This window comes from Bradyrhizobium sp. sGM-13, assembly GCF_018398875.1.
Taxonomy (GTDB): domain Bacteria; phylum Pseudomonadota; class Alphaproteobacteria; order Rhizobiales; family Xanthobacteraceae; genus Bradyrhizobium.
In genome coordinates this window covers 1-459 of the sequence record NZ_JAGWDK010000193.1, presented here as the reverse complement: position 1 = coordinate 459, position 459 = coordinate 1, and the positions used below count along the sequence as shown (strand labels likewise).

Sequence of the window (459 nt, the reverse complement as noted above, 5' to 3'; positions counted from 1 at the left end):
GGACCACCCACGCCCGGCTGGCCGAGCTGCTGGCGCACGAGCATGCCTCGCTGGCCTTGGCGCAACGCTGCAGCGGGGTTGCGGCACCGGCGCCGCTGTTCAGCGCGCTGTTGAACTATCGTCACACCACGCCAGCGGCCATGTCCGGTTCTGCACCGAATGATGGGCTAGAGGGGGCCGAATGGCTGGGCGGGGAGGAGCGCACCAACTATCCCCTGTCCTTGTCGGTGGAGGATTTTGGCGAGGCGCTCGGTCTGACGGCGCAGGTGGCGGAGGGCGTCGCTGCGGACCGGGTCTGCGGTTACATGCAGCGCGCGCTCGAGCAAGTGGCTGAGGCGCTGGAGCACGCCCCCAATACGCCGGTGCGAGACCTGGACATCCTGCCAGCCGCTGAGCGCGCCTACCTCCTGGAGGAGTTGAACCGGACGGCGGCCCCCTATCCGGCGGAGCAGTGCATCC

At 69.3% G+C, this 459-nt stretch carries 1 protein-coding gene; it reads left to right on the top strand.

Translation table 11 applies throughout. From position 1 onward, the window contains the following. Positions 1-459, top strand: a 459-nt coding sequence (locus tag KJQ96_RS38745; RefSeq protein ID WP_213291192.1) for a hypothetical protein, incomplete at both ends; no start/stop codon positions are given.